Source organism: Kribbella pratensis, assembly GCF_004366075.1.
In the GTDB taxonomy this organism is placed as follows: domain Bacteria; phylum Actinomycetota; class Actinomycetes; order Propionibacteriales; family Kribbellaceae; genus Kribbella; species Kribbella pratensis.
Genome location: NZ_SODU01000001.1, coordinates 939,497 through 958,907, shown reverse-complemented (window position 1 = coordinate 958,907; position 19,411 = coordinate 939,497). Strand labels below are relative to the sequence as shown.

The 19,411-nt window shown below is 68.8% G+C and carries 21 protein-coding genes; 13 read left to right on the top strand and 8 right to left on the bottom strand.

Translation table 11 applies throughout. From position 1 onward, the window contains the following. Nucleotides 1-5 precede the first annotated feature (5 nt). Nucleotides 6-1,154, top strand: a complete 1,149-nt coding sequence (locus EV137_RS04655) for an SPFH domain-containing protein (protein WP_134009458.1) — start codon at nucleotides 6-8, stop codon at nucleotides 1,152-1,154. A 115-nt stretch (nucleotides 1,155-1,269) separates the two neighbouring features. After that, nucleotides 1,270-2,016, top strand: coding sequence for a sulfite exporter TauE/SafE family protein (locus EV137_RS04650; protein ID WP_134009460.1), 747 nt, complete (start codon nucleotides 1,270-1,272; stop codon nucleotides 2,014-2,016). Here the strand turns inward: EV137_RS04650 and EV137_RS04645 are convergent. Then, on the bottom strand, nucleotides 2,000-2,650 hold the full coding sequence (locus tag EV137_RS04645; protein WP_238175082.1) for a TetR/AcrR family transcriptional regulator: 651 nt from the start codon (nucleotides 2,648-2,650) through the stop codon (nucleotides 2,000-2,002). The two genes, EV137_RS04650 and EV137_RS04645, sit on opposite strands and share 17 nt — an antisense overlap. Before the next feature lie 65 nt (nucleotides 2,651-2,715). Between EV137_RS04645 and EV137_RS04640 the strand changes: the two genes are divergently transcribed. Together EV137_RS04640 and EV137_RS04635 are read left to right on the top strand one after the other, a co-directional pair. After that, nucleotides 2,716-3,669 (top strand): quinone oxidoreductase family protein, encoded by a 954-nt coding sequence (locus EV137_RS04640; protein ID WP_134126763.1) that lies wholly within the window; start codon nucleotides 2,716-2,718, stop codon nucleotides 3,667-3,669. A 22-nt stretch (nucleotides 3,670-3,691) separates the two neighbouring features. Next, a complete protein-coding gene (locus EV137_RS04635; protein ID WP_134126761.1) occupies nucleotides 3,692-4,132 on the top strand; it encodes an organic hydroperoxide resistance protein in 441 nt (146 codons plus the stop codon). A 1-nt stretch (nucleotide 4,133) separates the two neighbouring features. On the opposite strand, the gene EV137_RS04630 is transcribed toward EV137_RS04635, so the two are convergent. The 5 genes from EV137_RS04630 to EV137_RS04610 all read right to left on the bottom strand — a co-directional run bounded on the left by EV137_RS04630 (nucleotide 4,134) and on the right by EV137_RS04610 (nucleotide 8,734). Next, entirely contained in the window at nucleotides 4,134-4,994 is an 861-nt protein-coding gene (locus EV137_RS04630; protein WP_511194523.1) for a Sco1979 family transcriptional regulator, read from the bottom strand. A 60-nt stretch (nucleotides 4,995-5,054) separates the two neighbouring features. Continuing rightward, nucleotides 5,055-6,143 carry a flavin-containing monooxygenase gene (locus EV137_RS04625; protein ID WP_134126759.1) on the bottom strand — a complete coding sequence of 363 codons (1,089 nt, stop codon included), beginning with the start codon at nucleotides 6,141-6,143 and terminating at the stop codon, nucleotides 5,055-5,057. Between the two features lie 76 nt (nucleotides 6,144-6,219). Continuing rightward, a complete protein-coding gene (locus tag EV137_RS04620; protein ID WP_134126757.1) occupies nucleotides 6,220-7,773 on the bottom strand; it encodes a helix-turn-helix transcriptional regulator in 1,554 nt (517 codons plus the stop codon). A 15-nt stretch (nucleotides 7,774-7,788) separates the two neighbouring features. After that, nucleotides 7,789-8,319, bottom strand: a complete 531-nt coding sequence (locus EV137_RS04615) for a YbaK/EbsC family protein (protein WP_134126755.1) — start codon at nucleotides 8,317-8,319, stop codon at nucleotides 7,789-7,791. Nucleotides 8,320-8,434: 115 nt separating this feature from the next. Next, on the bottom strand, nucleotides 8,435-8,734 hold the full coding sequence (locus tag EV137_RS04610; RefSeq protein ID WP_133788239.1) for a GNAT family N-acetyltransferase: 300 nt from the start codon (nucleotides 8,732-8,734) through the stop codon (nucleotides 8,435-8,437). A 111-nt stretch (nucleotides 8,735-8,845) separates the two neighbouring features. On the opposite strand from EV137_RS04610, the gene EV137_RS04605 reads away from it, so the two are divergent. From EV137_RS04605 to EV137_RS04570, 8 genes are read left to right on the top strand one after another with little or no spacing between them, the layout of a single operon-like run. After that, nucleotides 8,846-10,405 (top strand): MFS transporter, encoded by a 1,560-nt coding sequence (locus tag EV137_RS04605; protein WP_166679777.1) that lies wholly within the window; start codon nucleotides 8,846-8,848, stop codon nucleotides 10,403-10,405. Nucleotides 10,406-10,433: 28 nt separating this feature from the next. Beyond that, nucleotides 10,434-11,885, top strand: a complete 1,452-nt coding sequence (locus EV137_RS04600) for a cobyric acid synthase (RefSeq protein WP_134126753.1) — start codon at nucleotides 10,434-10,436, stop codon at nucleotides 11,883-11,885. Continuing rightward, nucleotides 11,882-12,445: a DinB family protein gene (locus EV137_RS04595; protein WP_238175081.1), complete on the top strand. Its 564-nt coding sequence runs from the start codon at nucleotides 11,882-11,884 to the stop codon at nucleotides 12,443-12,445. The genes EV137_RS04600 and EV137_RS04595 overlap by 4 nt, the downstream gene beginning before the upstream one ends. Then, nucleotides 12,438-13,346, top strand: coding sequence for an RNA polymerase sigma factor SigJ (sigJ, locus tag EV137_RS04590; RefSeq protein WP_134126751.1), 909 nt, complete (start codon nucleotides 12,438-12,440; stop codon nucleotides 13,344-13,346). Before EV137_RS04595 ends, sigJ begins: the two co-directional genes overlap by 8 nt. Nucleotides 13,347-13,364: 18 nt before the next feature. Beyond that, nucleotides 13,365-14,090, top strand: coding sequence for an SDR family oxidoreductase (locus tag EV137_RS04585; protein ID WP_134126749.1), 726 nt, complete (start codon nucleotides 13,365-13,367; stop codon nucleotides 14,088-14,090). Continuing rightward, the gene (locus tag EV137_RS04580; RefSeq protein WP_134009480.1) at nucleotides 14,087-14,476 is read left to right on the top strand and encodes a hypothetical protein; all 390 of its coding nucleotides are present in this window, start codon (nucleotides 14,087-14,089) and stop codon (nucleotides 14,474-14,476) included. The genes EV137_RS04585 and EV137_RS04580 overlap by 4 nt, the downstream gene beginning before the upstream one ends. 34 nt (nucleotides 14,477-14,510) lie before the next feature. Then, nucleotides 14,511-15,632 carry a CaiB/BaiF CoA transferase family protein gene (locus tag EV137_RS04575; protein WP_134126747.1) on the top strand — a complete coding sequence of 374 codons (1,122 nt, stop codon included), beginning with the start codon at nucleotides 14,511-14,513 and terminating at the stop codon, nucleotides 15,630-15,632. 27 nt (nucleotides 15,633-15,659) lie between these two features. After that, nucleotides 15,660-16,802: an acyl-CoA dehydrogenase family protein gene (locus EV137_RS04570; protein WP_134126746.1), complete on the top strand. Its 1,143-nt coding sequence runs from the start codon at nucleotides 15,660-15,662 to the stop codon at nucleotides 16,800-16,802. A gap of 227 nt (nucleotides 16,803-17,029) precedes the next feature. Here the strand turns inward: EV137_RS04570 and EV137_RS04565 are convergent, their stop codons facing one another. Further along, complete coding sequence (locus EV137_RS04565; RefSeq protein ID WP_134009487.1) at nucleotides 17,030-17,758, bottom strand: GAF and ANTAR domain-containing protein; 729 nt, start codon at nucleotides 17,756-17,758, stop codon at nucleotides 17,030-17,032. After that, a complete protein-coding gene (locus tag EV137_RS04560) occupies nucleotides 17,758-18,543 on the bottom strand; it encodes an ANTAR domain-containing protein (RefSeq protein ID WP_134126744.1) in 786 nt (261 codons plus the stop codon). The genes EV137_RS04565 and EV137_RS04560 overlap by 1 nt, the downstream gene beginning before the upstream one ends. A 264-nt stretch (nucleotides 18,544-18,807) precedes the next feature. Between EV137_RS04560 and EV137_RS04555 the strand changes: the two genes are divergently transcribed. Beyond that, nucleotides 18,808-19,404 (top strand): sulfite oxidase-like oxidoreductase, encoded by a 597-nt coding sequence (locus EV137_RS04555; protein ID WP_134009491.1) that lies wholly within the window; start codon nucleotides 18,808-18,810, stop codon nucleotides 19,402-19,404. Nucleotides 19,405-19,411: the final 7 nt, after the last annotated feature.

Below are 19,411 nucleotides of genomic sequence, written 5' to 3'. Positions count from 1 at the left end.
GTCGAGTGACCGCGTTCCTCGTAGTGCTGGCATTGGTCGCCTTACTGGTGATCGTCACACTGATCAAGTCCGTCCGGGTGGTGCAGCAGCAGACCGTCGGCATCGTCGAACGGTTCGGTAAGTTCAAGACCGGCCTGCAGCCGGGCCTGAACCTGCTGACCCCGTTCGTCGACAAGGTCCGCTACACCATCGACATGCGCGAGCAGGTGGTCGCGTTCCCGCCGCAAGGTGTCATCACCGAGGACAACCTGATGGTGTCGATCGACTCCGTCATCTACTTCCAGGTGAACGACCCGGTGCGCGCGACCTACGAGATCTCCAACTACATCCAGGCCATCGAGCAGCTGACCATGACCACGCTGCGCAACATCATCGGCGGCATGGACCTGGAGCAGACCCTGACCTCGCGTGAGGAGATCAACGAGAAGCTCCGGTACGTGCTGGACGAGGCCACCGGCAAGTGGGGCATCCGCGTGAACCGCGTCGAGCTGCGCTCGATCGACCCGCCGCCGTCGATCCAGGACTCGATGGAGAAGCAGATGCGCGCCGACCGTGACAAGCGCGCCGCGATCCTCACCGCGGAAGGTATGCGGCAGTCGGCCGTTCTGTCCGCCGAGGGTCAGAAGCAGTCCGCGATCCTCACCGCCGAGGGTGACAAGCAGTCCCGCATCCTCCGCGCCGAGGCCGAGCGGCAGGCCCGGATCCTGAAGGCGCAGGGTGAGGCGCAGGCCATCACCACGGTCTTCAACGCGATCCACGCCGGCAAGCCGGACCAGGGTCTGCTCGCGTACCAGTACCTGCAGATGCTGCCGTCGATCGCCCAGGGCGACGCGAACAAGCTGTGGATCGTGCCGAGCGAGATCGGTGACGCGCTCAAGGGTCTGGGCAGCGCGGTCGGCCAGGTGGCCGGTATCGCGCAGAAAGCCGAGGGCAACTGGGAGGCGCCGGAGCTGTCCAACGGCGAGGTGGCGGAGCTCGACACCGCCGCGGCACCGGCAGCGGTGGCCGAGGCCGACAACGCGGTCCGCGAAGCGATCGCCGCGGCCGAGTCCGCGGCCGTGAGCAGCCGCAGCCAGGCCGCGCCGAGCACCCCGTCGATGCCGCCGCCGGCCCCGTCCCAGGAGCCGCCGGCCCAGGAACCGCCGCAACGCTGACAACTGCACGAGAGCCCTCCCGGACCGTTTCTTCGAAGGTCCGGGAGGGCTCTTGCGTGTTCAATCGTCGGACAGATCTGCGAGGGCCTGGTCAGGTGCGTAGAGTTCTGCAGCGATGACATGGTTCGAGGCGGTGTTCGTCCTGCTGGCGGGGATGGGCGCGGGAACGATCAACGCCGTGGTGGGGTCGGGCACGCTGCTCACCTTCCCCGCGTTGCTTGCCGTCGGCATCCCTCCGGTGCTGGCGAACGTCAGCAACACGGTCGGCCTTGCCCCCGGTACGGCGGCCGGCGCGATCGGCTACCGTCGCGAGCTCGAAGGGCAGCGCGGCCGGCTGATCAGTCTGGTGCCGGCGTCGCTGGCCGGCGGCATCGTCGGGGGAGTGCTGCTGCTCACGCTTCCCGACTCCGCCTTCCATGCCGTCGTACCGGTCCTGATCCTGCTCGGCTGTCTGCTGGTTGCCTTCCAGCCCTGGCTGTCGAAGTGGATCAGTGCGCCGTCGCACCTGCACCGTGGGGCGTGGTGGGTGATCCCGGCCGTCTTCGCGACCGGTGTGTACGGCGGGTACTTCGGAGCCGCGCAAGGCGTGCTGCTGATGGCGATCCTCGGCCTCGGCCTGGACTCGAACCTGCAGCGGATGAACGGCCTGAAGAACGTCCTCGCGACGGTCGTGAACACCGCGTCCGCGATCCTGTTCATCATCGTGCACGACATCGACTGGCTCGCGGCCGGTCTGATCGCGGTCGGCTCGACCATCGGCGGTTTCATCGGCGCCCGCTACGGCCGGAAGCTCCCGCCGATCGCACTCCGGGCCTTGATCGTCTGCATCGGCATCCTCGCCATCGTCACGATGGTGTTCTGAGCTGCAGCCCCGCCAGCAGTAGATCCAGGCCGTAGTCGAACTGTTCGTCGCCGCCCGTGGTCCGGGCCAGTTCCGGCGCGAGTTCGACGACCGACGGGAAGTCCCGCGCCGACAGCGACTCCATCGAGGTGCGCAGCCGCCGCCACGCCTCGGGGTCGCGGCGTTCGGCCGCCATCTGGATCTCCCACGACGTCGAGCCGAGCACATACGTGAACAAGGTCGTGTGCGTCCGCGCGGCGGTCTCCGCGTCGAACCCGGCGGCCCGCAGTACGCCGAGCAGACCTTCGGCGACCCGCGCGGTCTCGTGCCCGCTCAGCGGCCGTCCGGCAAGTAGTTGCGCAAGGCAAGGGTGCTGGAGCATCAACAATCGCAGCGACCGGCAGACCGCCCGCACCTGGTCCGGCCACGGCGCGTCCGACGGTACGGCGGGGAGCAGCCCCATCAGATGGTCGCGTACGGCGTCGTACAGATCGTCCTTGTTCCGGAAGTACGTGTAGAGCGCCATCGGGCCGACGCCGAGCTCGCCGGCGACCCCGCGCAGGCTGAACGCGTCGGTGCCCTTGGCTTCCATCAGTTCGAGCGCGGTCCGCACGATCAGGTCGGCGCTCAGGGTGTTCCGCGGTGTCCTAGCCATCAGACCCAGCCATGTGTGACCCATCTCCCTTCGATGCTCCTAACGTACAGTGTATAGTACGGTGTATGCGAGCCATTCAGATCACCGAGTTCGGCGGACCCGAGGTCCTGCAGGTCAGCGACGTCCCGGAGCCGGTCGCCGGCGACGGGCAGGTCCTGATCAAGGTCGACCGCGCGGGGATCAACTACGCCGACACCCACCAGGTCGAGAACAGCTACCTCTCCAAGACCGAGCTCCCGCTGATCCCCGGCGGCGAGGTCGTGGGGCACACCGAGGACGGCCGCCGCGTGGTCGCGCTGGTGGGTTCCGGTGGGTACGCCGAGCAGGCCGTGGCGCACGCGCCCTACGCCTGGGATGTTCCGGAAGGTGTCACCGACGGCCAGGCGCTCGCGCTCGTCCTGCAGGGCACCACCGCGTGGCACCTGCTCAAGACGTCGACGCACCTGCAGCCGGGGGAGTCCGTCCTGGTACACGCCGGTGCCGGCGGGGTCGGTTCGCTCGCCGTTCAGCTCGCCAAGCTCTGGGGCGCGGGCCGCGTGATCGCGACTGCCTCCACCGAGGAGAAGCGCAAGCAGGTCCTCGACCTGGGTGCGGATGCCGCGATCGACGGTACGCCGGAAGGCCTGAAGGATCGCATCCTCGAGGCGAACGGCGGCAAGCCCGTCGACATCGTGCTCGAGATGGTCGGCGGTCGGACGTTCGACGAGTCGTTCGCCGCCCTTGGCCGCTTCGGTCGTCTGGTCACGTTCGGTGCCGCGTCCCGGCAGTCGGCCGCGCCGATCGACTCAAGCAGGTTGATGAAGGGTTCGAAGACGATCGCCGGCTTCTGGCTGGCCGACTGCTTCGCCAACCCGCAGTTGCTCGGCGGTCCGCTGACCGAGCTGTTCGACCTGACCGCGGGCGGCAAGCTCCGCCCGATCGTCGGTGGCGAGTACGCGCTGTCCGACGTCGCCTCCGCCCACGAAGACCTGCGAGCTCGCCGGACCGTCGGCAAGCTCCTGCTCGACCCCACCCGCTGAATCGAATATGGAGAAACCAGATATGACCATCGCTGTTGAGAAGGTTCTGTACACCGCCCGCGCCACCGCGAACGGCGGCCGCGACGGCAAGGTCGCCACCGACGACGGCAAGCTCGACGTCGTGGTCGTGCCGCCCGCCGAGATGGGTGGCTCAGGCAACGGAACCAACCCGGAGCAGCTGTTCGCGGCCGGTTACGCGGCCTGCTTCCACAGTGCGCTGAAGGTCGTCGCCCGCAAGGCGCGCCTGGACCAAGACGTTATGGACGGCTCGACCGTCACCGCCGAGGTCGGCATCGGCCCGATCAACGGCGGCTCCGGCTACGGCCTCGAGGTCGCGCTGGTCGTCAGCCTGCCCGGCCTGGACGGCCCGGTCGCCGAGGACCTCGTCGCCAAGGCGCACCAGGTCTGCCCGTACTCCAACGCCACCCGCGGCAACATCAAGGTGGACCTGAAAGTAGCGTGAGCTACATCCGCGCGAGGGCCTCTTCCAGGAGGCCCTCGGTGGCGGACACCGGGGCCGCGGAGATCGTCAGCCCTTCCATGATCGCGACGTACTCGTCGACCTCTTCGAGCTTGTCCAGGTAGACCGCGCTCGCCGCGTGCTCGATGTACACGATGTCCGGCAGATCGCCGTCCGGGAACCGCAGCAGACTGAACGCGCCGCCGGCGCCGGGATACCCGACGCTGCTGAACGGCATCACCTGCAACGTGATGTTCGGCTGCTGCGACCACTTGAGCAGGTGCTCGATCTGCGCCCGCATCACCTCCTGGCCGCCGACCGGCCGGTGCAGCACCGACTCGTCGATGACGACCCACAGCCGGGCCGGGTTCGGCCGGGTGAGGATCTGCTGCCGGGTCACCCGCAGCTCCACCCGCTGGTCGACCTCCTGATGCGGCAGGAACGACTTGCCCATCTGTACGACGGCCCGCGCGTACTCCTCGGTCTGCAACAGGCCCGGGACGAACATCACCTCGTACGTCCGGATCAGCGCCGCGGCGACCTCGAGCCCGACGTAGTTCGCGAACCAGCTCGGCATCACGTCGCCGTACCGGGACCACCAGCCCGGGTTGTTCGCGGCCCGGGACAGTTCCATCAACCGGTAGCGCTCGTCGTCGTCGGCCATCCCGTACAACTCGAGCAGGTCGCTGACGTCGCGTTCCTTGAACCCGACCCGGCCGAGCTCCATCCGGCTGACCTTCGACTCCGACGCCCGGATCTGCCAGCCCGCGTCGGCGCGACTGATCCCGGCGGATTCACGCATCCGCCGCAACTGCCCGCCGAGCATGATACGAAGAGCGGTCGGCCCCTCTTGACCGCCGCTCACCGTTGTCTGCTCACTCAACCTGATCCACGCCCAGCCACGCACCCATTTCAGCGGGTGATGCTACCGCCTGTCCACCGGTACGGCCCGGTGAGTACTCCGGCCGGCGAGATGCTTGACGAGGAAACGGGCATCGCGGTCCACGCCTTGGATGCTCGCGGACGCGATCGCGTACTGGAAGTCGAGGCCGAGGAAGTACAGCCCCGGTACGTCGTCCGACACGCCCCGCGTGTGCCGCGGCCGGCCGTCGTCGTCGAACACGGGCAGATCGATCCAGCTGTGGTCGGGGTCCGACCCGGTCGACCACACCACGGTCCGGACGTCGTCGAGTACGTCGCCGTCCGCGGTCACCGGCTTGCCGGCACGGACCTCGACGATGCGCCCGATCCGTGCGATCCCGGCCGCGTCGAGGTGCTCGAGCTTGTTGCGGGTCAGCGGCAACCCGCTCTTCACCGCGTTCGCGATCGCCTTGCGGCCCATCGGCGTACGGCGAGTGAGCACATACTTGAACAGGAACATCACGATCGGTGTGAAGATCTGTCCAACGGTCGAGTCGATGTCGATCGGGACCTGCCCCGGGTGCCGTCCGGCGAGCAGTGTGCGATGCGTCTTCACGGCCTCCAGCGCGATGTCGGTGCCAGAGTTGGCCGCGCCAACGACCAGTACGGTCCCGTCCGCGAGCTGCTCCGGATTCCGGTACTCCAGCGAATGCAGCTGCCGGATCGAGGCATCGAGCTCGCCCGCGAACGCCGGCCACCGCGGCACACTGTGCATCCCGGCCGCCACCACGACCTGGTCCGCCCGCCAGTCGCCGCCGGTCGTCTCCACCAGGAACCCGTCGTCGTCCCGCGACAACCGAGTCACCCGTACGCCGGTCCGCACCGGCAGCTCGTGATGTACGGCGTACTGCTCGAGGTAATCGGCCATCTCGTCACGGGTCGGGCAGTCCCGCGTGCCGATCCGCAACCCGGGGAGGCTCGCGTACCGCGGCCGGCTGAACAGCCGCAGTGAGTCGTACCGCTCCCGCCAGCAGTTACCGACCCGCTCGTGCCCGTCGAGGACGACGAAGTCCTCACCTGCTTGCCGCAGGTAGTAGCCGATCGCCAGACCAGCCTGGCCCGCCCCGATCACCACAGTCCCGATCCTGTCCATGACCTCAAGTTAGGGCGGTGCGGCACAGCAGCACATCAACCGACCATGCCAACCTCCGAACGGCGGCTGGTCATTTCTACCCAGTCAGCCCGTGCTCGTACGCGTACGCCGTCGCCGCGGCCCGGCTGGACACGCCGAGCTTCCCGAAGATGTTGCTGACATGGCGCGCGACCGTTCGCTCGCTCAGGAACAACTGCTCGGCGACAGCACGATTCGTCGCGCCCGTCGCCAGCAGACGCAGGACCTCCAGCTCGCGAGGACTGAGCCCGGTGCTCCGATCGGACTGCTCCAACGCGGCCAGCTCGACGACCGCGCCCAGCCGCTCGAACACGGCTCGCGCGCCGTCGATCTCCATCTGTTCGGCGTCGACGTCCCCGAGTGCCCGGCAAGCCTGGCCGACCAGCAGGCGAGTTCGCGCGCTTTCGTACGGCATCTCGAGCTGCTGCCACAGCGTCCACGCCCGTCGCAGGCACGGGATCGCTCCCTGCGGATCGCCGCACGCGATCCGCACCGCGCCTTCGGAGTACGTCGCCAGAGCCTGCAGGTACGGCGAATCCGCGCGCGCCAGCTCGTTCAGTTCGGCAGCGGCCTTGCGTGCGGTCTCCCGGTCGCCGCACTCGATCGCCAGCTCGACCCGTGCGGCGAGCAGCATCGGGCGGTTCGGTGTGAACGTTTCCTCGGCCAGCGCCCGTTCCAGGCCGGCGACGGCGACATCGAGCCGGCCTTGGGCGGCCCGCAGCCGGGCGAGACCGGGCTGTACGTCCATCCCGTCGGCCGCCGCCGCGAGGTAGGCACGTTCGGCGGCCTCGTAGCGTCCGCGTTGGCGTTCGACCTCCGCGAGCCGGTACCACGCGGTCCCGACCATGCCCGCCGACAGCCGGTGACACGCGTCCTCGGCAGCACCGGCCGCGTCGGCCCAGGCGCCGCGGAGCTGCAGGATCTGTGCACGGTGCACCAGGCACGCCCCGCGGTACGGGACGAGGCCGGGCTGCTCGTCGCACCAGCCCGTCAGCGCCTGCGTCCACTCCTGTGCGCGGCGGATGTCGTACTGGTCCATACAGAGCGCGATCACCGAGCAGTACGCCATACCGGCGACCTCAGGACCGACGCGGCTCGCGGTCACGTGCACCATCGCCTCGTCCAGCGCCTTGAGGGCCTCGGCACCGCGACCGAGCATCGCGAGGCAGTTACCGCGGCCGAGCGCCCCGAGCACGATCGCGTCCGGCTCGGTGGCCCACCCCATGTTCTGCTCGAACAGGGGGAGCGCCTCGGCGGCGTTGCCGGAGTTCATCAGCAACGCCGCGTCGGCCATCGCGACCAGCCCGGCGAGCTGCGGTACGCCGTCGGGCACGAGTCGCCCGATCCGCGCCTGCCAGCCCGCGGCCCGCCCGAGCTCGCCCCGCTGCTGCAGGTGGAACCCGAGCCAGAAGCCGGTCCGGATCGCGGCCATCACATCGCCGCGCGCGAGGTGTTCCTCGTAGGCCCGCTCGCGGTACGCGGCGACCTCGTCGTCGTGACCGAGGACGAACGCGGCGACCGCGAGCCGGTCGAGGTCCGCGGGCGGCAGTGGGGCACGCCGGTCGGCCGCCGTCAGTTCGGCGTACTCAGCAGGCCAGTCGTGCTGCTCCATCAGCCGCCGCCCGTGTCAGTGCTGGGCGAGATCCAGCACGGTTGCGGTCGGCAACTTCGCCAGCTCGGTGCCTTCGATGAGGATCTTCGAGCCGCGGATCCCGCTGCCGATCACGACGGGCCCGGCCTGCACGACCGCTTCGTCGATCAGCACCGGCCAGTCGGCGGGCAGCCCGATCGGCGTGATCCCGCCGTACTCCATGCCGGTCGAGCCGACCGCGTCGTCCTGCGCGGCGAACGAGATCTTCCGGACGCCGAGGTGCTTGCGGATCACGCCGTTCACATCGGCGCGGTCGGTGGCCAGCACCAGCACCGCGGCGTACGAGGCCTCGCCGCCGCGCTTGCCGAGCACGACCACACAGTTCGCCGAGGCGGCCATCGGTACGTCGTACTCCGCACAGAAGGCCGCGGTGTCGGCGAGCTCCGCGTCGATCGCGGCCGCGTACGCCGGCAGCTCTCCGAGAGCGTCCCGCACCGGCGCCGCGAGCAACTCAGGCACCTCGGCGGCCGGCTTCCACTCGAGCTTCCCCATGACAGGCCCGGTCATGGGGCCTCCCGTCCTGGACTGAGGAGCGGAGGGAGCGAAGCGACCGGAGCGACGAGGGAAGGACGGGAGTTCCAGCCCCATGACCCGCCGCGCCGGAGGCGTGGCATCAATACCGTCACTGCTGCGGCTCCTTCACGAGGTCGGCGTACTCGGTGTGCTCCTCGAGGAACGACTGGTAGAACGGGCAGGCCGGCTTCACCCGGAGCCCGAGCGCCCGGGCGTCGTCGAGGGACTTGGTGGCGATCGTTCCGGCCACGCCGCGGCCGCGGAACTCCGGCAGCGTCTCGGCGTGCAGGAAGCTGATCACGCCCGGATGCAGGCGGTAGTCGACGAAGCCCATCAGGTTGCCCTCGGCGTCGTGCGCCTCGTACCGGCTGCGGTCCTTGGCGTCGACGACCTCGATCTCGTTCTCCATGTCCGCAACTTTAGGCCCTGTCCGGTGATCGTCACCCAGGGTTTGCGGATCGTCACTCCCGGGGTACCGGCCCAAGGGCTTTCGAACAACCACGGGCCGGGAGGAGCAAGGATGAGCAGCGAGCACGCGTTGGAGCACGGCAAGGCGATACCGAGTCTCGTGCCGGCCCGGATGGACCGGCTGCCCTGGACCAAGTTCCATTGGATGATCGTCGTCGGTCTGGGCGTCTCCTGGATCCTGGACGGTCTGGAGATCCAGCTGGTCTCCCTGGTCGGGAACGTGCTGAAGGAACCCGAGACCCTGCACCTGACCACCTCCGAGGTCGGTCTGATGGCGTCGATCTATCTGGCCGGTGAGGTGGTCGGCGCGCTGCTGTTCGGCCGGCTGACCGACCGGCTCGGCCGGCGCAGCCTGTTCATCGTCACGCTCCTTGTCTACCTGATCGCGTCCGGCGCGGCCGGCCTGTCCTGGGACCTCGGCTCGCTGCTGGTCTTCCGGTTCATCGCCGGGATGGGCATCGGCGGTGAGTACGCCGCGATCAACTCCGCGATCGACGAACTGATCCCGTCGAGGTACCGCGGCCGCGTCGACATCGGCGTCAACGGCACCTACTGGGGCGGCGCGCTGATCGGCTCCGCAGTCGGCCTGGTCTTCCTGAACACCGACATCATCCCGGTCGAGTGGGGCTGGCGGCTGTGCTTCCTGATCGGCCCGGTGATGGGCCTGATCATCATCTACCTGCGCCGGCACATTCCGGAGAGCCCGCGCTGGCTGATGACCCATGGGCGGGTCGAGGAGGCCGAGCGGACCGTCGACGACATCGAGGCGACGGTACGGCGGCAGGGTGGCGAACTGCGCGAGGTCCGCGACGACGAGGCGATCGAGGTGGTCGACTACCCGCCGGTGACGTACCGCGAGATCGCCCGCGTGATGCTCCGCGACTACCGCAGCCGCTCGTTCCTCGGCTTCTCGATGATGGTCACCCAGGCGTTCCTCTACAACGCGATCTTCTTCACCTACGCGCTGGTGCTGAAGTCGTACTTCGGTCTGAACGACTCCAGCGTCGCGCTGTACTTCTTCCCGTTCGCGATCGGCAACCTGGCCGGTCCGCTGCTGCTCGGGCACCTGTTCGACACCGTCGGCCGGCGGAAGATGATTCTCGGCACGTACACGCTGTCGGCCGTGGTGCTGTTCGTCACCGCGTTGCTGTTCAACGCCGGCGCACTGAACGCCGCGTCGCTGACCGGGCTGTGGTGCGTGGTGTTCTTCTTCGCGTCGGCCGGCGCGTCGTCGGCGTACCTGACGGTGAGCGAGATCTTCCCGATCGAGCTCCGCGGGCAGGCCATCTCGTTCTTCTTCGCGATCTCGCAGCTGACCGGCGGCGTGATCGCGCCGTACCTGTTCGCCTCGCTGATCGGCGAGGGCGACCACCCGGCACGTGGACCGCTCACGGTCGGCTACATCATCGGCGCGGCCGTGATGCTGGCCGGCGGTCTCATCGCCTGGTTCTTCGGTGTCAACGCGGAAGGCCGGTCACTGGAGAACATCGCCAAGCCGCTGTCGGCACGCGAAACCGCCGGCGCGACCAGGTTCCAGGGAGCGACACCGCGCATCCCGAGCCGGACGCGCGACCAGCGCACCGACCAGAGCACCGACCGGCCACCCGAGTAGTCCGGATGCGCGCATTAAGGTAAGCCGGGTGGGCTCTCTCCTGGTCGCCGGTACGACGTCCGACGCGGGCAAGACAACGGTCGTGACCGGGTTGTGCCGGTGGCTGGCGCGGCAGGGTGTTCGGGTGGCGCCGTACAAGGCGCAGAACATGTCGAACAACTCGATGGTCTGCGCGGACGGCACCGAGATCGGCCGCGCGCAGTGGATCCAGGCCGTCGCCGCCGGCGCCGAGCCCGAGGCCGCGATGAACCCGGTGTTGCTCAAACCGGGCAGCGACCGGCGCAGCCACGTCGTCCTGATGGGCGAGCCGTGGGGTGAGCTGTCCGCCCGCGGTTTCCTCACCGAGCGCGCGGAGCTGGCGAAGGCGGCGTTCGCGGCGTACGACGATCTCGCGTCGAGGTACGACGTGGTGATCAGCGAGGGCGCGGGCAGTCCGACCGAGATCAACCTGCGGCAGTCGGACTACGTGAATCTGGGGCTCGCGCAGCACACCAAGGCTCCGGTCGTCGTGGTCGGCGACATCGACCGCGGGGGAGTGTTCGCGTCGATGTTCGGGACCGTCGCGCTGCTGGACGCCGCCGACCAGGCGCTGATCAGCGGGTTCCTGGTGAACAAGTTCCGCGGCGACGTCTCACTGCTGCAGCCGGGGATCGACATGCTCGCCTCCGTCACCGGCCGCCCGACGTACGGCGTACTGCCGTGGCTGCCCGAGCTGTGGCTGGACTCCGAGGACGCGCTGGACATCCCGGTACGGCGTACTTCGCCGGGCGACCTGTTGACGATCGCGGTGGTGCGGTTCCCGCGGATCAGCAACTTCACCGACCTCGACGCGCTGGCGGTGGAGCCGACGAACAGCGTGTTCTTCACCACGAGCGCGGGGGAGGTCCGCGACGCCGACCTGGTCGTCCTGCCGGGCTCGCGCGCGACCAGCGCCGACCTGGAATGGTTGCGGTCCCTCGGTCTCGCCGACGCCGTGGCAGCACGGGTCGCGGATGGCCGTCCGGTGCTCGGCATCTGCGGCGGCTACCAGATGCTCGGCGCGACGATCTCCGACCCGTACGGGGTCGAGTCGGGTGGCTCGGAGACCGGTCTCGGGCTGTTGCCGGTAGCAACCACCTTTGCCCGGGAGAAGACGCTGGCCCGGCCGGCGCGAACGGCGTACGAGATCCATCATGGAGTCGTCGACGTGATCGGTGACGCGGCGGGGTTCCCTGGTGGCTGCCGGGCGGGGAACACGTGGGGCACGATCTGGCACGGCTTGCTCGACGACGACGCCGCGCGGCACGCGTTCCTCGCCGAGGTCGCCGCGCTCACCGGCAAGCCCGCGCCGGACGGCTCGGTCTCGTTCGCGGGACTGCGCGAGGAACGACTGGACCGCCTGGCCGACATGATCGACGAGTACGCCGACACCGCCGCGCTCCTGCACCTGATCGAGCACGGCGCACCACCCGTCCCGTTCATCCCCCCAGGAGCGCCGTGAAGTCTCACCTCCAGCAGTATCTCCAGGACACCCGGGCGCTGATGTTGGCCAAGCTCGACGGGCTGAGCGAGTACGACCGGCGTCGTCCGCTCGTGCCGTCCGGGACCAACCTGCTCGGGCTGGTCAAGCACCTGATCGGGATCGAGCAGGTGTACCTCGGCACGAGTGTCGGTCGGCCGCCGGAGACGCTGTTGCCCTGGAACGAGGACGGTTCGGTCTGGGGTGGTGCCGACATGTGGGCGCTGCCGTCCGAGTCGACGGAGTACATCACCGGCCTCTACCGCGAGGCCTGCGCGCACAGCGACCGCTCCATCGCCGAGCTCGACCTGGACCACCCGGCGGAGGTGCCGCACTGGGCCGAAGGTCAACGCAGTACGACGTTCGGCGCGCTGCTGGTCCGCGTCGTCGACGAGACCGCGCACCACGCCGGCCACGCGGACATCGTCCGCGAACTCATCGACGGCCAGGGCGGCAAGGACGCCGACCAGCTCGACGAGGCCGCCTGGACGAACTTCTACGCCAAGATCCAGCGAGCCGCGGACACGTTCCGGGATGGATGATTTCGAACGGCTGCGGGGTCGGTTGTTCGGGATTGCGTACCGGATGACCGGTACGGCGACGGATGCCGAGGAGATTCTGCAGGACGCGTGGCTGCGTTGGCAGGATGCCGACCGCGCGACCGTGCGTGATCCGGACGCGTACCTGGCGAAGATCGTCACGAACCTGTCCATCAAGCAGCTGACCTCGGCGCGAGCGCGGCGGGAGCTGTACGTCGGGCAGTGGCTGCCGGAACCTGTGCTGACAGGGCGGGCCGAGTTCGACGCGCTCGGTCCGTTGGAGGTTGTGGCGGAGCGGGAGTCGGTGTCGTTCGCGCTGTTGCTCCTGCTCGAACGGCTGACGCCTGCCGAGCGGGCGGCGTACGTGTTGCACGAGGCATTCGCGTACGGGTACCGCGAGGTTGCCGAGCTGATCGGCACGTCGGAGGCGAACGCGCGGCAGTTGGCGTCGCGGGCGGGGAAGAAGCTCAGCGCCGAGGGACCGCGTCAGCAGCCGGTCGACAATGCGGGCTGGCGGAAGCTGGTCGAGCGGTTCATCGCGGCCGCGCGACTGGGGGAGATCGAGGAGCTCGAGAAGCTGCTGGCCGAGGACGTGGAGTCGCGCGCCGACAGCGGTGGCAAGGTGTCCGCCGCGCGCAACGTGCTGGTCGGCCGCGACCGGGTCGCGCGCTACCTGTCCGGGGCGCTGCAGCGTTTCGGCGCCGGTATCGAGGCCCACCTGGCGGAGGCGAACGGCGGCCCCGCGCTGCTGGCCGTCGGGCCCAGCGGGATCATGGCGATCTGCTTCATCGGCATCGGACCGGACGGCGTCACCGACGTGCAGTTCGTGATGAACCCGGAAAAGCTGGCCTTCGCCGTCGCCCAGTTGTCACAAATCGAAGGGCTGCCCGATCTCAGCTGGTGACGGAAAGGACACCAGCAAATGAATTCCATCCTTGTCACCGGTGGAACCGGCACCCTGGGCCGGCCGACCGTGGCCCGACTGTGCGCCGCTGATCATCAGGTCCGGGTGTTGAGCCGGAAGCCCGGACCCGACCGGGTCGTCGGCGACCTGACGACCGGCGAGGGACTGGCCGCTGCGATCGACGGGTCGGGGGTGGTCGTGCATCTGGCCACGAGCCAGGGCCGCCGGGACATCGAGCAGACTCGCAACCTGCTCAAAGCCGCCGCGGGTGTACAGCACCTCGTGGTGATGTCGATCGCCGGCATCGACCGCATTCCGCTCGCGTACTACCGGCACAAGCTCGAGGTCGAGCGCCTGGTCGCCGAGTCCGGCGTGCCGTACACGATCCTGCGGGCTACCCAGTTCCACAACCTCGTCGATCGAGTCCTGAGCGCCCAGCGTTTCGTGCCGATGGTGCTCGCCCCCGCGATCCCGCTGCAGCCGATCGCGGTCGAGGACGTCGCGGTCCGGCTCGCCGAACTCGTCGACGAGCCTCCGGTGAACGGTCGCGTCGCGGACATCGGCGGTCCGGAGCGGCGGCCTGTTCTCGAACTGGCCCGGATGTGGAAGCAGGCGCGGTCCTCGCGCCGGCCGGTGCTGCCGTTGCGGCTGGGCGGAAAGATCTTCCGGGCGTACGCCGACGGCGCGGCGATGGTGGACGGTCCGGCGTACGGGCGTATCACCTTCGCGGACTACCTCCGATGAAGGGCTACGTCCGCGCGGTGCTGATCGTCTTCGCCGCGTTCGAGCTGGTTCTCGGTGGGTGGCTGACGTTCACTCCGAAGACCTTCTACGACCACGTGCCGACGGTCGACTGGACACCGCCGTACAGCGACCATCTCTTCCACGACTTCGGCGGTGCTTCGCTCGGGCTGGGGATCGTCCTGACCGCCGCCGCGATTCGCCTGGACCGCTACCTGGCGGCCGTGGCGCTGCTGGCGTATCTCGCGTTCTCGCTGCCGCACATGATCTTCCACCTCGCCCATCTCGAGGAAGGCGAGCCGGGATGGTCGGTCGTACTCGCCGCCGTCGTGATCCTGATGGTGGTCCTGCCGCTGACCGCTCTGGTGGGGACGCGCAAGTTGACTTGACGACTGTGACAGTAGAACTGTCACAATAGCGCCCATGGGTCCACTCGAGGGCGTGAAGGTGGTCGAGCTGGCCGGCCTCGGTCCGGCGCCGTTCGCATGCATGATGCTCGCCGAGCTCGGCGCCGACGTGCTGCGGATCGATCGCCCCGGTGGCAGCGTGTCGATGGGCCCACCGGAGCTGGATCTCGTCAACCGCGGCCGTCGGAGCGCGGCCCTGGATCTCAAGCAGCCCGCCGCCGTGGACGTCGTACGGCGGCTGGTCGCGCAGGCCGACGTACTGGTCGAAGGATTCCGGCCCGGAGTGGCCGAGCGGCTCGGGCTCGGGCCGGCGGACTGTCACGCGATCAATCCGCGGCTCGTGTACGGGCGGATGACCGGGTGGGGGCAGGATGGTCCGCTCGCGCAAGCGGCCGGGCACGACATCGACTACCTCGCGCTGTCCGGCGCGCTCCACCTGATCGGGCGCGCCGACGGACCGCCGCAGGTGCCGGCGAACCTGCTCGGTGACTTCGCGGGCGGCTCGCTGTACCTCGTGATCGGCGTCCTCGCGGCGCTGAACGAGGCGCAGCGCAGCGGGCGGGGACAGGTCGTGGACGCGGCGATCGTGGACGGATCGGCGCACCTGACCACGATGCTGCTCGGGGCCCTCGCCGCCGGGTCGTGGCGGCAGGAGCGCGGGACGAACCTGCTGGACACCGGTGCGCCGTTCTACGACGTGTACGAGACCGCCGACGGGAAGCATGTCGCGGTCGGGGCGCTGGAACCGCAGTTCTACGCCGAGCTGATCGGCAAACTCGGTCTGGACGCGCCGGACCGCAACGATCCGTCGCAGTGGCCGGAGCTGCGGAAGGTTCTGGCCGAGGCGTTCCGGCAGCGGACTCAGGCGGAGTGGACCGAGCTGTTCGACGGCTCGGACGCCTGCGTCGCGCCGGTGCTGCCACTGGCCGGCGACCACCCGCACCTCGTTGCCCGAGGCACGTTCGTGGACCACCACGGCGTCCGGCAGGCGGCACCGGCGCCGCGCTTCGACCGTACGCCGACCCGCCTGGACCGACCGCCCGCGCGACCGGGGGAGCACACCCGGGAAGCGCTGGCCGACTGGGGAATCACCGACATCGACGGGCTGCTGGAGTCCGGCGCAGCCGTCCAGAACTAGCACGGCCCGAACTGAGAGGAACCGCCCGTGGAACGTCAGCTGTTCGACGCCGATCACGACGCCTTCCGGGAGACCGTCCGGTCGTTCTGCGACAAGGAGATCGTCCCGCACCACGACAGCTGGGAGGACGCCGGGATCGTCCCGCGGGAACTCTGGACCGCGGCCGGCGCGGCCGGCCTGCTCGGCTTCATGATGCCGGAGCAGTACGGCGGGGGCGGCGTTCGTGACTTCCGGTTCAACACCGTGCTGATCGAGGAGCTGACCCGGGTTCGCGCCAGCGGGGTCGGCTTCACCATCCACACCGACATCAATTCGGCGTACCTGCTGGACTACGCGACCGACGAGCAGATGGCGCGCTGGCTGCCGGCGTTCTGTTCCGGGGAGACGATCACCGCGATCGCGATGACCGAGCCCGGGGCCGGCAGCGATCTGCAGGGCATCCGGACCACCGCTCGGCGCGACGGCGACCACTACGTGCTGAACGGGCAGAAAACCTTCATTTCCAACGGGATTCTCGCCGATCTGGTGATCGTCGTGGCCAAGACCGACCCGGACGCCGGGGCGCAGGGGATCTCGCTGATCGTGGTCGAGCGTGGAATGCCGGGGTTCGAGCGCGGGCGGAACCTGGACAAGATCGGGCTGAAGGCGCAGGACACCGCGGAGCTGTTCTTCGACGACGTCCGGGTTCCCGTGGACAACCTGCTCGGCGAGGAGGGCAAGGGTTTCGGCTACCTGATGGAGAAGCTGCCGCAGGAGCGATTGACGATCGCGGTGGTCGCGGCCGCCGCCTGCGAGAACATGCTCGAGGACACGCTGCGGTACGTGAAGGACCGCAAGGCGTTCGGCCGTCCGATCGGATCGTTCCAGAACAGTCGTTTCGTACTCGCGGAGCTCGCCACCGAGACCCAGATCGCCCGGGTGTTCGTCGACCGCTGCATCCAGGAACTCAACGCCGGAACGCTGACCGTGGCCGAGGCCGCGATGGCCAAGTGGTGGACCACCGAGCTGCAGAAGAAGGTCGTCGACCGGTGCCTGCAGTTGCACGGCGGATACGGCTTCATGACCGAGTACCCGATCGCGAAGGCCTACTTAGACACCCGCATCCAGACCATCTACGGCGGCACCACGGAGATCATGAAAGAGATCATCGGGCGAACGATGGGAGTCTAGACGCAGGGGAACCGTCGCACGGTGCGCACGTGGGGTGGCGCCGTCGCGACGGGTCCTGCGCCTGATCACCAGCCAGACGGTGTGAGCGTCCTGTGGTGGGTCTCACCGTGTGTCGTGCGCAACCCCTCCGGCGGCGCGACACACCTGGCGCCGAGGTCTTGGGCATGCCCGAACAGGCTCCGATCACCCTAACCCGTAAGTCAGCAAGGCGCCACGGCTTGTGACAACTACTCCGGCGACGGGGATGGGGTGAGATCCAGCCTGGCCTGGACGACGTCGTCGGCGACATCGGTCAGGCGACGGTTGTTGGTCCGGGCGTACGAACGCATCAAGGCGAAGGCCTCGTCGACATCCATGTCGAGGCTGTGGCTGAGGAATCCCTTCGCCTGCTCGATCAGGATCCGGCTGTTCAGAGCGGTCTGGAGCTGCTCGGTGACGATCTCCTGGCGGGCGAGAGCGCGTTGGTGCACGATGCCGATCGTGGCCGCGTCGGCCAGCGCCTGCCCCAGGGTGATGGTGTCGGCATCCAGTTCCCCGGTGGTCCTGCTGAACAGATTCACCGCCCCGAGGACTGTGTCGCGCAATCGCATCGGCAGCGCCTGCACCGAGAGATACCCGCCGCTGACAGCGGCTGCGGTGAAGCGGGGCCAGCGCCCTCGAGCAGTCCGCAGGTCCGGATGCTGCACCGAGCGGCCGGTGCTGAACGCGTCGAAACACGGGCCCTCGAGGTTCTGCAGCTGGTTCAGCTCGACCAGCCGGGCCTGTTCGGTGGAGGCCGCGACCAGGTTCAGCGCACCGTGATGATCGGCGAGGAGAATGCCACAGGCCGATACCCCCAGCAGTTCGCTGCAGCGCGCGGCGAGCCGGTCCAAGAACTCGATGACGTCGAAGTCGTCGACAAGCGTGTCCGACAGTTCGATGAACACCTCGCGCACTCTGCGGTCGGACGCACTCATCAGTTCTCCTCCTCTTCCTTCTCGGCCGTTCCGGGGTCATTCAGCTGCGGCTTCGGCGGTGGACCGCCCCCCGGGGGGTGATCACCGTCGAGGTGCAGGCGATCGGCCATCACGTCGATGGCGATCTTGTACAACGGCGAACCACTGCTGTACGCGTAGGCGCGCAGCCGGGCCAGCGCGTCGGTGACACTGATGCGCTGCTGGGAGGCGAGCCTGCCCGCGGCCTGGTGGACCTCGGCCCGGCGAGCGGTGAACGCAGCCTCGATCACCTGGTCCAGATCCGCGCTGACACCGTGACGGTTGTCCAGGGCGAGCACGAAGAGCGCATCGGCGAAGACCAGCGCCTGCTCCACTTGCTCGCGCTGCAATGGTCCCGGCTCCCGCCGGTAAACGGTCAGGACGCCGACCCTCGCGGCTCCGGCGGCGACCGGGAACGCGAAGACGCCGCACATACCCCGTTGGACACCAGCCGCGGCGAACGCCGGCCACCGCCGGCCGGCCGCGACCCCGCCGAGGTTCGCCTCGAGCACCGGCGCAGTGATGGCGGACGCGTCACCACTCGGCCCCTCGCCGAGCTCGAACTGGAGCTCGTCCAGTTCACCGATCTCCGGACCCGTGGCCAGCACCGGCTCGAGCAGTCCGCCGTCGCGCGTCATCGCGAGCCCCGCGCCGGCCGCGGACAGCGCCTGTGAGCAGGCCGACACGGCGTGCGCGAGCGACGGGGCCGCGCCGTCGGCAACGGCTCTGATCGCTCCCCACACCTTCGCGCTACGGTCGTGATCCACCCAATCCGCCCATAATCGAACCGCCAGTGGGCGGAACTTCCACCCTAGCGGGATCGTCGAGATGTTGTTCATAGCGCGCCACCGAGAGACTCTGTGCGGCCACGCCCATGTCCACTCCGCCGGTCCAGCCGCCTGATCATGACCGGTACCCGATGCGGCGCTACTCATCCGTCGTTCGGAGTCTAGCCGCGTGTTCGGCCCGCTGCTCTCCCCGCGCGCGGGGAGAGCGTGATTGACTGCGTCCAGGAGCCGAGGGAGGTCGTTATGGGCATCGTGTCGCCAGGATTCACCGGTCGGCGCGGGGGTGGGAAGGATCTGCCGCCGGGGCAGTACCTGACGCACGAGTTCCCGGTGCTGTCGGCGGGGCCGACCCCGCACATCCTGACCGATCACTGGGAGTTCACGGTCACCACGGAGACCGGCGAGAAGTACAAGTGGGACTGGGCGGCCCTGATGGCGCTGCCGGCCGAGGAGATCACCAAGGACATCCACTGTGTGACACGGTGGTCCAAACTGCAGACAACCTGGAAAGGCGTCTCGCTCGACACGCTGCTCGCGGACGTCGAGACCGGCGCAGACTTCGCGATGGCGCACAGCTACGGCGGCTACACCACGAACCTGCCGCTCGACGACCTGCTCGACGGGCAGTCCTGGATCGCCTACGAGTACGACGGTGAGCCCCTGGACCCCGAGCACGGCGGGCCCGCGCGACTGCTCGTTCCGCACCTGTACTTCTGGAAGAGCGCCAAATGGGTCCGGGGCCTGGTGCTGTCCGACACCGAGGACCTCGGCTTCTGGGAGACCGCCGGCTATCACGAGTACGGAGACCCATGGAAAGAACAGCGATACGCCGGCGACTGACCGCGCG